Here is a 13,349-nt window from a genome sequence, read left to right as displayed (position 1 = left end):
CAAGCGCCCTCAGCCCCAGTCGAGCACCACCTTGCCCGACTGACCGGAGCCCATGATCTCGAAGCCCTCTTGAAAGTCTGCGACGCCCAGGCGATGGGTGATGATGGGCGAGAGATCCAGCCCTGACTGGATCAGGCTGGCCATCTTGTACCAGGTCTCGAACATCTCGCGGCCATAGATGCCCTTGATGGTCAGTCCCTTGAAGATGACCTTGGTCCAGTCGATGGCCATCTCGCCGGGCGGAATGCCCAGCATGGCGATCTTGCCGCCATGATTGATGACGTCGAGCATCTGCTCGACGGCGGAAGGCACGCCGGACATTTCCAGCACCACATCGAAACCTTCATGCATGTCGAGCTCCGCCATCACCTCCTGCAGGGATTCGCGGCTGACATTGACGGTACGCGTCGCGCCCATCTGCTCGGCCAGTGCCAGCCGATAGTCATTCACGTCGGTGATTACCACGTGGCGAGCCCCGATATGGCGGATGACCGCTGCCGCCATGATGCCGATGGGCCCGGCGCCGGTGATCAACACGTCCTCGCCGACCACATCGAACGCCAGCGCCGTATGCACGGCATTGCCGAAGGGGTCGAAGATGGCCGCCAGGTCATCGCTGATTTCATCTGGCAGCTTGAAGAGGTTATAGGCGGGCAGGGCGAGGTATTCGGCGAAGGCGCCGGGACGGTTGACGCCCACGCCTTCGGTATTGCGGCATATATGGCGACGCCCCGCGCGGCAGTTGCGGCAATGGCCGCAGGTGATGTGCCCTTCGCCTGAGACACGGTCGCCGATCTCGTAGCCACGCACCTCGCTGCCCAGTGCGACGATCTCCCCCGCATACTCATGACCGGTGACCATCGGCACCGGCACGGTCGCCTGCGACCACTCATCCCATTGATAGATGTGCATGTCCGTGCCGCAGATCGCGGTCTTGCGGATCTTGATCAGCACATCGTTGTGGCCGATTTCCGGCACGGCCGTCTCGGTCATCCAGATGCCGGGTTCGGCCTTGAGCTTAGCCAGCGCCTTCATGCATCACCTCCCGTCGTGGACTCGATCACGCCCATCTCGCCCCCGATGCGCGTGAAGGCGGCAATGGCCGTCTCGATCTGCTCCGGGGTATGCGCCGCCGAAATCTGGATGCGAATGCGCGCCTGTCCCTTGGGCACCACCGGGTAGGAAAACCCGATCACGTAGATGCCGGCCTCCAGCAGGCGATTGGCGAAGTCGCCCGCCAAGCGTGCATCGCCGATCATCACCGGAATGATGGCGTGACCGGCACCCGCGAGGGTGAAGCCGACCTCCTGCATGCCATGACGAAAGCGTTCGACGTTCTCCCAAAGCTTACGGCGCGCCTCGGCGCTGTCCTCGACCTTGTCCAGTGCCTTGAGAGTCGCCGCCACGATGGGCGGTGCCAGCGAGTTGGAGAACAGATAAGGGCGCGAGCGCTGGCGCAGCCACTCGACGATGGGCCCGCGCGCGGCCGTCACGCCGCCCGAGGCCCCGCCCAGTGCCTTGCCGAAGGTGGTGGTGATGATGTCGACCTGATCCATCACGTCATGGTATTCGTGGCTGCCACGCCCGTTGGCCCCCACGAAGCCGGTGGCGTGGGAGTCATCCACCATCACCAGCGCATCGTAGCGTATGGCGAGCTCGCAGATGCCCTTGAGGTTGGCGATCACGCCATCCATCGAGAAGACACCGTCGGTGGCGATCAACTTGAAGCGTGCACCGGCGGCGTCCGCTTCCTTGAGACGGGCCTCGAGTTCGCGCATGTCATTGTTGGCATAGCGATAGCGGCTTGCCTTGCACAGACGCACGCCATCGATGATGGAGGCGTGATTGAGCGCATCGGAAATGATGGCGTCTTCAGGGCCGAAGAGTGTCTCGAACAGGCCGCCATTGGCGTCGAAACACGAGGAATAGAGGATGGCATCGTCCATGCCGAGAAAGGCTGCGAGGCGTTTTTCCAGCACGCGATGCTGATGGTGAGTGCCGCAGATGAAGCGCACCGAGGCCATGCCGAAGCCGTCACGCTCCAGCGCCTGTTGCGCGGCCGCGATCAGCTCGGGGCTATCGGCCAGGCCCAGGTAGTTGTTGGCACAGAAGTTGATCACCTCCGACCCTTGCCCCTCGTGTTCACCCCCGCCCGCGACCCGCAGGCTGGCACACTGGGGCGAGGTGATCTCGCGCTCCTGCTTGTAGAGACCTTCTTCATGCAGCTCATTGATCTGACGGCTGAGGTGGTCGTGGAAACTGGCTGGCATGCGTCGCTCCTGTGGTCCGTCACACTGTCGGGTGTCACCGCTGGGCTCGGTCTGCTTGAGCCGTCTTGTTCGCAGAGACGGTCAACCTGTTACTGACAGCATAGTGGTCTGCTAGAGCGTATGCCGACAAGGGCGCGTGAGCGTCGGGGGAGGGAAAGGGTCTGCAGCAGACGTGACACGGCCCTGCACCTCGTTAGAGGGCAGGGCCGTTGTTTTGGACAGACTGCATTGCGTCAGTGCGCGCTGCGATGCCTCTCACGCCATGGCGGTTCAGCGCTGGGTGAGTGGCGCCGCTGCCGGGATGGTGCGGGTGGCGCGATCACGGCGTACACGGATCACGAAGGCGATCACCAGCGCGAAGATACCGAAGGCGACCGGGATGGCGGCGACCGAGATCAGGCTCAGCAGGGTCTTGTAGACATCGCCGCCCAGCCAGCTGACCACGACGGCCAGTGCCGCCATGGAGACGATCCAGAAGGCGCGTGAGCGTTTGACGGTCAGCATCTCGCACACCAGGCCTGCGGAGTCGGCGCTGGTGATGAAGAACAGCAGGATGTTGAGCGTCAGGATCAGGGACAGCAGGCCGCTGCTGTCGATGGTGTCGATCAGCTTGAACACGTCATCGACGCCCAGGCTCAGACTGCCGAGCCCGAAGACCACGAACCACAGGCACGAGAACAGGGTCGGCACCAGCATCACGCCCAGCACCATGCCACGCAGGGTACGGCCCTTGGAAATGCGGGCGATGAAGACGCCGGTGAAGATGAACCAGCCATACCATGCCGCCTCGAAGGCATATAGCCAGTCTGTCAGCCATGTCTTGCGCTCTGGGTCGCCCAGGCCGATATCGGTGGCCATCGCGGGGTACTTGAGCAGGTATTCCGGCACCAGGCGCACGAAGGTGGAGAGGATATCGCCGGGCACGGTCAGCACCAGCACGCCGAGCATCAGGATGATCGCGAACAGGGTGTTGTAGTTGCTCAGCCACTTGATGCCGCGCTTGAGGCCCGAGGCGGAGGAGATGATGGCGCACACGGCCAGCACGCAGATGATCAGGGTCGGGCTGAACTCGATGCCGACCAGCTTGACCAGCCCCTGCTGGATCGGGGTGGTCGCGTAGGTGAAGGACAGCGACAGGCCGATGACGGTGGAAACGACGAGGCTGATCAGGTTCAGCTTGCTCCACAGGCCGTTGCCCAGCAGTTCTTCGGCGGGCTTGGCCATCTTCATGTTGTACATGGCGTGGGCGAAGAGCGCGCCGATGGCCAGATAACCGGCCCAGGCCAGCAGGCCCCAGTGATTGAAGGCGTTGAGCAGCGCCATGTCGGTGCTCAGGCCGGCATCGGTGTGATATTTGGGTTCCAGCACGCCCCAGGTGAGCAGGCCGATGCCCATGCCGGTGGCGAACAGCATGCCCATCCAGCTCAGGGTATGGAATTCAGGGTCGCCTTCGCCGAAGCGCAGCTTGCCCAGCGGGGTAAAGCAGACCGCGACCAGCAGCAGCGAGACGGCAAAGGCCGGCCAGGTGAACAGGAAGCCGAAGTTGCCGATCACCGAGCCCTTGATAAGGTCGAGACTGGCCAGAAATCCTTGGGGAAACAGGGCGGCGGCACCGATCAGCAGCGCGATCACGCAGACGGTCGCGATCGAGGTCAGGTACTGCTCCTTGCCACAGGTCGAGTTTCCCAGCCCGCAGATGTCGTCAGCGGAGTGCGTGTTCTGTTGTTCATGATTGGACTGTCCAGAGACGGACTGTTCAGACGCGGATTGATCAGAAGCAGGCTGTGCAGAGGGCGAGTGGTGGGTCATTGTGCGAGTCCTGGTGTTGTTATTGTCGTGGCTGGCAACGTGATGCGGGGATGAGGTGACGCGTTGAAGAGGCCGATGCTGAGCTCCTGTGAATGGCAAGGACCTCATAAGACTATCCGTACTGGGTAAGCAGTTTTGGATATGCACGACAACTAATTGGCTTGTTGCGACATGACGGCCCACTCCAGCGCGATATCGGCAGGCATGAGCTTGATGTGTTGCCCAACGCGACTCGCCGAGCCGCCCCTGTGACGGGATGGCTCGGCGAGTGGGGGTGGGCAGGACCGGTCTGGCAGAGCATGTCATGCCAGTGAGGCTTTATATGGGGGCTGACACAGGTTCAGGCTTACTCTCAGCCTCGAGCTCAGGCCTGGCTTCTGTCCGGCTTCGGCTTGCCGAGCTTCATGAGGGCGATGCCGGATTCCTGACATAGCGCCACCAGAAGGCCCAGCGTCATCGCCAAGATCACGAAGCTCATCGGCAGGGCGGCGGCCATCAGGATGGTCTGTAGCGCCTTGAGCCCGCCCGCCATCAGCAACGTACCGGCCACTAGCCCGATGCAGATGCCCCAGAAGATGCGGTGGCGCGCCAGCGGTTCTTCATCGCCCAGCGACAGGATGGTCGTGACTACCAGGGTGCTGGAATCCGAGCTGGTGACGAACCAGCTGATCAACAGGAAGATCAGTAGAGACGACAGGATGACGCTCAGCACGCTGTTGCCCGCCAGGGCATCGGCGGTGGCGAACAGCGCTTCGGGCAGATTCCAGTTGCGCACCAGCGTCATCAGCTCGCCGCTGCCGGCCCCCATGCTGGCCGTCAGCTCCTGATACAGGCCAGTACCGCCGAACAGCGCCTGCCAGATGAAGATGATCAGCGGCGGGGCGATCAGCACGCCCAGAATGAATTCACGCAGGGTGCGGCCCTTGGAGATGCGGGCGATGAACAGCCCGATGAACGGCGCCCACGCCAGCCACCAGGCCCAGTAGAAGATGGTCCAGCCGACCTGCCAGCTGTTTTCTCCCGCGGTCTCGGCGACCCACAGTCCCATTGGCACCACATCGCGCAGATAGGCCAGCAGCGTCTCGCCGAACAGCGAGATCAGCCACAGCGTCGGGCCACCGATCAGGAAGCTGCCGACCACGAGGACCGACACGCCGATGTTCAGCTCGGAGATGAAGCGAATTCCGCGCTTGATGCCGGAGACCGCCGAGGCGATCGAGATCGCACTGATCGCGACGATCAGCGCCAGCTGGGTGCCGATGCCGGCATCCAGACCGGTGAGGCGATTGAGGCCCACCGCGATCTGGCTGACGCCCAGCCCCAGCGATGTGGCGATACCGAACACGCAGCCCAGCACGCCCATGATGTCGACGGCATGGCCGATCGGGCCGTAGATGCGATCACCGATCAGCGGATAGAGCGCTGAACGCAGCGCCAGCGGCAGTTTCTTGCGATAGGCGAAGTAGGCCAGTGTCATGCCGACCATGCCGTAGATCGCCCAGCCATGCAGCCCCCAGTGGAAGAAGGCCACCTTGAGCGCCTCGACGGCGCGGGCGTGATCCATGGCGGTCGCGCCGGCCAGATCCGCATGCGGGTTGTTGGGGTAACCGAAGCCACCGGAGTTGTCGAAATAGAACATCGGCTCCGCGACACCGAAGAACAGCACGCCGATGCCGACACCTGCCGATAGCAACATCGAGATCCAGGTGAAGCGCGAGAATTCCGGGACACTGTCCTTGGGGCCGAGGCGCAGGCTGCCCCACGGTGAGCACACCAGTACCAGCGACAGGGCGATCATCGCGACCACCAGCACCAGGTAGTAGGTGCCGAAGGTATGTTCGATCCAGCTGCGCGCGGCACCGAAGATGGCGGCTGCCCCATCGGGAGAGAGGCCAGCCCCGACGACGAACGCCAGCAACAGGCCGGCCGAGGTCAGGGTCATGCCCTTGTGCATGCCCTTGAGCGGGCCACTGGTTTCCACCTGGATATGTGCCGTGAGGGCATTGTTCTGCGAAGGGTGTGGTGCGGGATCACCGAGCGGATCATGGTCTGTCGCTGCCATGAGAAGACTCCTGAATTGTTGTAGTTGTTGTGTGAGCTGTCGTTCTAATGCTGTTCGAGCTGTCGTTCTAATTACTGTTTGAGCGTCGCTCCTGCTGCAGCCTGAGTGCCTTGAGGCCTTGAGTGCGAAAGCGGTAGGGGCTAAGCCAGTGGCTAAAGTGGGGGATGGGGTTCTCGATCAGGCCAAGGCCGGGGATGGCCAATCTCGAGAGCGCAGAGTGCGTCATGCGTGCCTGGCTGGGCGCTTTTGCTGTCTGCCTCCTGTCAGCAGCGCAACCGGCTGTAAGGCCGAGGGGTGCGCCTTTCCAGACTAGTCAGGTGCGGTGTGGGGACGTTGGAGGCAAGCGACGCCTGCTTGCCACAACACGACGTGAGGAGCATGCAAAAGACGCCAGAAATGACAATGCCCGCTCAGGTGTTGGCCTGAGCGGGCATTGATGATGCTGTGGTCACACGCATTCTGATAAGTGCGGGCCAACGAGCCTGTGATTCCGGTGCAAGTGCCGAGAGCGCCACGCTGCCTTCTCTACGCTTGCATCATGGAATCCTGCGTCACGAAATCACTGTCAGAGGCCTTAGCTCGCGTTGGTCTGGCTGACCGTTCGCGGCGTGGCTTGCGGGCCGGTCTTCGGCTGACGACGCGACGTGATCATGCTGCGTGATTCATCGACCAGCGCGACCAGCAGGCCAAGCGTCATGGCGAGGATCACGAAGCTGACCGGCAGGGCGGCAGCCATCAGAACCGTCTGCAGCGCCTTGAGTCCGCCTGCCATCAGCAGCACCGCCGCGACGGAGCCGATGCAGACACCCCAGAAGATGCGGTGACGCGGCAGCGGGTTTTCATCACCCATCGACAGGATGGTGGTGATGACCAGGGTGCTGGAGTCGGAGCTGGTCACGAACCAGCTGATCAGCAGGAAGATCAGCAGCGACGTCAGCACGGTACTGAGAATGTCATTGCTCACCAGCGCATCGGCGGTAGCGAATAGTGCCTCTGGCAGATTCCAGTCGCGAATCATGCCCATCAGCTGGCCGGTGCCCGGGCCCATGGCCGCGTTCAGCTCCTGATGCAGTGCGGTGCCGCCGAACAGGGTCTGCCAGATGAAGATGATCAGCGGCGGGGCAATCAGCACGCCGAGGATGAACTCACGCAGGGTGCGGCCCTTGGAGATACGCGCGATGAACAGACCGATGAACGGCGCCCATGCCAGCCACCATGCCCAGTAGAAGATGGTCCAGGCATCCTGCCAGTCGCGCTCGACCGGCGTGCTCGCGACCCACAGCCCCATGGGAATGACGTCACGCACGTAGGAGACGACCGTCTCGCCGAACATGCTGATCAGCCACAGGGTCGGGCCACCGATCAAGAAGCTGCCGACCACGATGACGGACACGCCGACATTCAGCTCGGAAATGATGCGGATGCCGCGCTGGACGCCGGAGACCGCCGAGGCGATGGAGATGACACTGATGACCGCGATCAACACGACCTGGGTGCCGATACCCGAGTCGATACCGGTCAGGCGGTTGAGGCCGACGGCGATCTGACTGACGCCCAGCCCCAGTGAGGTGGCGATACCGAACACGCAGCCCAGCACGCCCATGATGTCGACGGCATGGCCGATGGGGCCATAGATGCGGTCACCGATCAGCGGATAGAGCGCGGAGCGCAGTGCCAGCGGCAGATTGCGACGATAGGCGAAGTAGGCCAGCGTCATGCCGACGATGACATAGACCGCCCAGCCGTGCAGGCCCCAGTGGAAGAATGCTTGCTTGAGAGCGTCGACGGCGCGGGCGTGATCCATCGCCATATGGCCGGCGAGGTCAGCGTGCGGATTGTTGGGGTAGCCGAAGCCGCCGGAGTTGTCGAAGTAGAACATCGGTTCGGCGACGCCGAAGAACAGGATGCCGATCCCGACGCCTGCCGAGAGCAGCATCGAGATCCAGGTGAAGCGCGTGAATTCGGGGCGGCTATCCGGCGCGCCCAGGCGCAGCTTGCCCCAGGGGGAGAAGACGAGGGCAATGCACAGGCCGATCAGACCGACGATGGTCACCAGGTAATAGGTGCCGAAGGTGGATTCGATCCAGGCGCGCGCGGCGCCGAACAGGCTGGAGGACAGCTCGGGAGCCAGGCCGGTGGCGAGAACGAAAAGCAGCAGCAGGCCGGCGGAGGTCAGGGTCATGCCCTTGTGCATGCCCTTGAGCGGGCCGGAGGTCTCGACGCGCAGGCTCAAGTCCGGCGAATGGTAGCGCTGAGAACCGACGACTGCCGCGGCGCTGCCGTCTGAGGTGGTTTTTTTGGTGCTGGCGTTTTTGGTACTGGAATTGTCAGGTGAGGCGGGGTCAGGCTGAGGTGGGGTCACGCAATATCTCCTGTTCGAGCTGGTCGTAGGGCCAGCGTTCCCTGTCGCGGTCACGGCGGAATGACCGTTCATCTGTCGCGAAAAATTGTTGTCGATAAGGCAACGAGATGAAGACGTGAATGCTTGTCGAGCGGCGCGGGAAGACGCTAACTCCCTCAAAGCATTACAATATATTATGAATTGAATTGATTTTTATGGCTACGGCTTCTGGAAAATTGGCTGTTTCAGAAAAGCGCGTTCGCCAGCGAGCCCATTCGGTCACGCAGACTCATTGGCAAGGGCTATCGCGCAGTGGCGTCGTGGCTATCCGAGAGGCAGAAATCATGCAATGATATTCTTGACGTGATGCGACCACTTATTGCCTTAAAGCGACAATGTTGGCCGTCTGTGGGACGCTTTCGGGATAACATTCCGGCGATGCAGGGGCGTGAGCGGAGCCTGCACCCCGGACGCTTGCCCTCACAACGTCATTGACGCTGCTTGCGCTCAGCCGCCGGGCAGGACGGATTCACCTTCTCACTCTCTGGAGCCACTGCACGATGCGACTTGATTACATCGGCCCGCTACCGGAAACCATCGGGTTTCTCTTGCTGCCACGCTTCTCGATGATGGCGTTCTTCGCGGCCGTGGAGCCTCTGCGCATCGCCAATCGCATCAGTGGCAAGCCGCTTTTTCGCTGGATGCTCATCAGTGAGGATGGCCAGCCGGTCACGTCTTCCAGTGGCATGACGCTGGTCGCCGACCACAGCATTCTCGATATTCGCTCCCTGCCTTCGCTGGCGGTATGCAGTGGTTTCGAGCCCGAGGCGCACCTCAATCGCGCCTTGACGGGCTGGCTGCATCGTCTCGATGGCGGAGGCTGTGTGCTGGGCGGCCTGGATACCGGCTGTTTCCTGCTGGCGGCGGCAGGACTGCTGGACGGCGAGCGGGTCACGCTGCACTGGGAAAGCCTGCCGGCGTTTCGTGAGCGCTTCCCGACCATCAGTACCTCGGATGAGCTGTTCGAGCTGGGCGCGCGGCGCTTTTCCTGTGCCGGTGGGGCAGCCGCGATGGACATGGCGCTGGATGTGATTGCCCGCCGACACGGTACGGCGCTGGCGGTGGATGTCTCGGAGCAGCTGGTACACGACCGCATGCGCACGCGGACGGACCAGCAGCGCATGACGTTGGCGCGCCGCCTGGGCACCCACAAGCGCCAGCTGGTGGATGCGGTCGCCCTGATGGAGCAGAACCTGGACACCCCCTTGTCGCTGGAGGAGCTGGCGAAGCGCTGTCGCGTCTCGCTGCGCCAGTTGCAGCGCCTGTTCGAACAGGAGCTGTCGACCTCGCCGCGGGCCTGGTACCTGCGGCTGCGGCTGGAGCGGGCGCGGCATCTGCTCAAGGAAACCGACCTCGATATTCTCTCGGTCGGGCTGTCGAGCGGTTTTACCTCCAGCTCCAGCTTCTCACGTGCCTACCGCAACCACTTCGGGCATTCCCCGCGCCAGACGCGCTGAGACCTGGCCAAGGACGCTGCTTTCAACAATTGCCGCAAGTTCTTGCGCCACCTTGCCTGCGTTCGGCTCTCACCACTGGCTTTTGCCGGTGGTCCTCATGCGGCTGTCATACCCGCGTGTCAAAAACGTGATCTGATGGGAAAGGCTGCCAGAAGGCGGGTATCCACGCCTTGAGGTGCCATGCTGTCGGGCAGGGTGCGTCTTTTGCTGGATGAAGTACGAGGTTTCAGCCGGCGTTTGCCGCGGGTGAGTGACAGCTGAGTGTGGCCTGCAGAGGCATGACAGCGACTTTCGCAATGACAAGGGGGGAGTGATGCATCTGACAAGCAAGCTGCTATTGGGGAGCGCCATCGCCTTGATGGCCTCCACCACCGCCGTGGCCCATGGCACCGACATGAGTGAGCGCCTGGCAACCCTCAAGACGATGTTCGATGCCGACAGCGTCGTGGCAGGCCCCGAGGTGGTGGATTGCACGCTTTCCGGCGGCACCGAGACCCAGTGCTTCAGCATCACGCTCAAGAACCCGCTGGCCGCCGATGAGATGGGCCCCTGGTGCCCGGGCAATATCTCAGACACTGCTGATGAGGGCGGTATCTGGGTGCGCGACGGCACGCAATACGACGTGGATGGTGCCTTCATCGAGAATCTGGCCACCTTCTATGATGACCCAGAGTGGCAGCTGTTCGACAAGGACACCGGCAAGGTTCACGTCACCGATACCAGGACCGCGTGCGATCGGGCGGCGCGGCCGGATGTGGCCGAGGAGTACAACAACTACTGCGTGGAATGCCGCACGGAATACATGGATGAGGTCGTCGAGACCACCTATGTGCTGCCCTTGATGCCTGCCCCCCGTCAGGGTGAGGCGGCAGGGCGCACGCCAGGCCCACGGGGTATCGCCTTCAATGGCGTCAGATTCGATGCCGCTGCGCCGCAGGATGCGATTCTCGCTGCCCATACTCTGGCCCCGTTCGATGATTGCGGGGGGCATGTGAATCTGCACGTGGGCTATCACTACCACGGTGCCAATGGCTGTAGCCCAAAACAGGAGAAGTCTGAAGCGGATGCCCCGATGATCGGCTTCGCGATGGACGGTTACCCGATTCTGGTCAGGCTGACCGGTGAGGATGCTGAAAAGGCCGAGCTGGATGCCTGCAGTGGTCACGTCGCTCAAGGGATCGGCTATCACTATCACGGCAACAGTGCCGAGAAGAACGAGATTCTGGGCTGCTTCAAGGGCGAGATTGGCTGTGCGCTCGACTCGCCGGATGCGGTCTGCAAGGCAGATGAACGCCCGGCAGGTGGGCCGCCCGAGGGCAGGCCTGAAGGGCAAAAGCCTCACGACGAGGCGTGAGGCCGAAGGCTTCTCTCGTGTGGCTGGGAGAGCCCTTGTAAGTGCTGGGGTTGCCCCGGGTTGTCGGCGTGGTTGCGGCTTTCTGACATATTGCCTGCACACTCTGGCGGCACCCTGCGTTCATCCGCACGAATACACAAGGAACGAGCATGATGAAGCTTTCTGGTCTCTCTGGCGTGAGTCAGGCCATCGCCCGCAGTGGCGCAATGTTTGCCATCACCGGCGCCCTGCTGGCAGTCAGTGCCGTGAGTGCGGCGCAGCAACCTCCGCGCGGCAAGCCGCCTCAGGAAGCGTTGGAGGCATGTATCGCCAAGCAGGTGGGAGACCAGTGTCAGATTCAGGTGCAAGGGCAGCAGGATCTGATCCCCGGTCAGTGCATCGCTTCGCCCGAGAGCGGCCCTGGCCCGGGGGCATCAGGTGACGCGCCGGCCGATGGCGGTGAAGGTCTTGCCTGTTTGCCCGAGGGTGCCAAGCTGCCGCGTGGCCCAGCGGAACGTTGAGACTGAAGTCGTCTGCGCCGCATGCATCGTGAATGCTTCGCCCGCCACTCTGATGATGTTGCATGGAATCAGAGGGCGGGCGTTGCTGTCTGTGGCGCCGCTTGTCAGTGCTGGCTTTTGGACTGAAGCGCTCTCTTTTTCATGCGTTCTGGTTGATTCATCCTTTCTGTCGCGGTGACATCTTGCGCTTGCCGCGGCGTTCAAGCGTCCTGTCAGGAGTCATTGAATGACCATCACACCTCCTAGTCGTGCAGCTGCCGCGCGGCACAAGGCACGCTTTCCCGCTTCTGTGCTGTCAGCATCGGTCGCGATGCTGATGGCCGGCGCGGCTCACGCTGAAGTCGTGCCGAGCCAATTCTCCTCGGCCGCGCTGGTGAAAGCCCCTGAAACGGTGAGCTGTACGCTGGAAAATGGCACGCAGACCCAGTGCACCCGTCTGGTGGTCAAGTACAAGCCGGATGGCCTGAAAACCGGCCCGTTCTGCCCGCCAACTCTGGATGACGAGGGCGGCATCTGGGACTGGGATGGCGAGAACTCGGGCCTCTATCGTCTGGATCGCGCCTTCTTCGAGATGCTCGATACGCTCGGCTTCCATTTCCATGATGACGACGAAACGCTCCACATCATGACGGACCTGAGCAAGAGGCCGGTCGAGGCCAATAACTGCCTCAACGTGGCCGAGGATGAAAGCGTCGAGATGACCGTGCTGCTGCCCCTCGAACCGGTCGAGGCTGACGAGCCCACGCCGCTGGGCACCGTTGCCAAGATCGGTCTCGCCGTGGATGGCGTGCCGATCTTCGCTGACGCCCCGTCAGTGCTGGATACCGGCAACCTGCCGGCGCTGGATACCTGTGGCGGGCATGTCGATCCCGGTGGCTGGTATCACTGGCATGCCACGGCGACCGATATCGACACCCTCTATGATGAGCACGGTGTCGATGCCCACTGTCAGCTGCCACAGAGCCATACCGCCCAGTTCGCCTATGCCTTCGATGGCTATCCGATGTTCGGCACTCAGGATTCCGGCGGCAGCGTCCCGACGGACCTCGACAGCTGCAATGGTCACTTCGGCCCGACAGAGCGCCACCCCGAGGGCGAGTACCATTATCACGCCACCGACGAGTTCCCGAATCTGCCCAAGTGCCTCAAGGGCGTGGTCGCCAAGGACAACTTCGTGACCACGGCCAGCATGGGCATCGGCTCGCCGCGCATACCGGGCCAGGGCCCCGGCCCGGGCGGGCCGGAGAAGGACACATCTGATCGCCCGGAGTCTGATCAGCCGTCAGAGACCCCGTCTCAGGCATCCAGCGAGCAGTAGAGGCGGATGTTCATCAGGCTGTTGAGTAAAAGCCTGGGGCGGTAGCTTGGAGTGGCAGCCTGGCACGCCACCTTGCCGACATTCGCGCGGACTGCCTGAGCACACGAGCTGCATGAAATAGCGTGCTGTATGAAGAAGCCCTGCGGCCATGCGAGAGACCTGCATTGCCGCGGGGCTT

At 62.5% G+C, this 13,349-nt stretch carries 9 protein-coding genes; 4 read left to right on the top strand and 5 right to left on the bottom strand.

The genetic code is table 11. The features are described from left to right. Window positions 1-9: 9 nt before the first annotated feature. From tdh to CLAM6_RS10300, 5 genes are all read right to left on the bottom strand, one after another. Entirely contained in the window at window positions 10-1,035 is a 1,026-nt protein-coding gene (tdh, locus tag CLAM6_RS10320; protein WP_153636005.1) for an L-threonine 3-dehydrogenase, read from the bottom strand. Beyond that, window positions 1,032-2,270 carry a glycine C-acetyltransferase gene (locus tag CLAM6_RS10315; RefSeq protein ID WP_153636004.1) on the bottom strand — a complete coding sequence of 413 codons (1,239 nt, stop codon included), beginning with the start codon at window positions 2,268-2,270 and terminating at the stop codon, window positions 1,032-1,034. The genes tdh and CLAM6_RS10315 overlap by 4 nt, the downstream gene beginning before the upstream one ends. A 270-nt stretch (window positions 2,271-2,540) precedes the next feature. Beyond that, the gene (locus CLAM6_RS10310) at window positions 2,541-4,079 is read right to left on the bottom strand and encodes a BCCT family transporter (protein WP_153636003.1); all 1,539 of its coding nucleotides are present in this window, start codon (window positions 4,077-4,079) and stop codon (window positions 2,541-2,543) included. A 364-nt stretch (window positions 4,080-4,443) separates the two neighbouring features. Further along, window positions 4,444-6,141, bottom strand: a complete 1,698-nt coding sequence (locus tag CLAM6_RS10305; RefSeq protein WP_153636002.1) for a BCCT family transporter — start codon at window positions 6,139-6,141, stop codon at window positions 4,444-4,446. Between the two features lie 574 nt (window positions 6,142-6,715). Next, complete coding sequence (locus tag CLAM6_RS10300) at window positions 6,716-8,503, bottom strand: BCCT family transporter (protein ID WP_242007643.1); 1,788 nt, start codon at window positions 8,501-8,503, stop codon at window positions 6,716-6,718. 539 nt (window positions 8,504-9,042) lie between these two features. Here CLAM6_RS10300 and CLAM6_RS10295 point away from each other — a divergent pair. The 4 genes from CLAM6_RS10295 (at window position 9,043) to CLAM6_RS10280 (ending at window position 13,171) form a co-directional block, all read left to right on the top strand. Continuing rightward, window positions 9,043-9,999, top strand: a complete 957-nt coding sequence (locus tag CLAM6_RS10295) for a GlxA family transcriptional regulator (RefSeq protein WP_153636001.1) — start codon at window positions 9,043-9,045, stop codon at window positions 9,997-9,999. A 313-nt stretch (window positions 10,000-10,312) separates the two neighbouring features. Beyond that, window positions 10,313-11,353 (top strand): YHYH protein, encoded by a 1,041-nt coding sequence (locus tag CLAM6_RS10290; RefSeq protein ID WP_153636000.1) that lies wholly within the window; start codon window positions 10,313-10,315, stop codon window positions 11,351-11,353. A 149-nt stretch (window positions 11,354-11,502) separates the two neighbouring features. Further along, on the top strand, window positions 11,503-11,853 hold the full coding sequence (locus tag CLAM6_RS10285; protein ID WP_153635999.1) for a hypothetical protein: 351 nt from the start codon (window positions 11,503-11,505) through the stop codon (window positions 11,851-11,853). Window positions 11,854-12,079: 226 nt separating this feature from the next. Next, on the top strand, window positions 12,080-13,171 hold the full coding sequence (locus CLAM6_RS10280; protein WP_153635998.1) for a YHYH protein: 1,092 nt from the start codon (window positions 12,080-12,082) through the stop codon (window positions 13,169-13,171). Window positions 13,172-13,349 lie beyond the last annotated feature (178 nt).

The organism is Cobetia sp. AM6, from assembly GCF_009617955.1.
In the GTDB taxonomy this organism is placed as follows: Bacteria; Pseudomonadota; Gammaproteobacteria; order Pseudomonadales; family Halomonadaceae; genus Cobetia; species Cobetia amphilecti.
This window is presented reverse-complemented; position numbering and strand designations above follow the sequence as displayed.

Bases quoted from the DNA above. Each gene is read 5' to 3' on its own strand.
- CLAM6_RS10295 (WP_153636001.1), top strand. From the start codon at position 9,043: ATGCGACTTGATTACATCGGCCCGCTACCGGAAACCATCGGGTTTCTC.
- CLAM6_RS10305 (WP_153636002.1), bottom strand. From the start codon at position 6,141: ATGGCAGCGACAGACCATGATCCGCTCGGTGATCCCGCACCACACCCT.
- CLAM6_RS10280 (WP_153635998.1), top strand. From the start codon at position 12,080: ATGACCATCACACCTCCTAGTCGTGCAGCTGCCGCGCGGCACAAGGCA.
- CLAM6_RS10315 (WP_153636004.1), bottom strand. From the start codon at position 2,270: ATGCCAGCCAGTTTCCACGACCACCTCAGCCGTCAGATCAATGAGCTG.
- CLAM6_RS10285 (WP_153635999.1), top strand. From the start codon at position 11,503: ATGATGAAGCTTTCTGGTCTCTCTGGCGTGAGTCAGGCCATCGCCCGC.
- CLAM6_RS10290 (WP_153636000.1), top strand. From the start codon at position 10,313: ATGCATCTGACAAGCAAGCTGCTATTGGGGAGCGCCATCGCCTTGATG.
- tdh (WP_153636005.1), bottom strand. From the start codon at position 1,035: ATGAAGGCGCTGGCTAAGCTCAAGGCCGAACCCGGCATCTGGATGACC.
- CLAM6_RS10310 (WP_153636003.1), bottom strand. From the start codon at position 4,079: ATGACCCACCACTCGCCCTCTGCACAGCCTGCTTCTGATCAATCCGCG.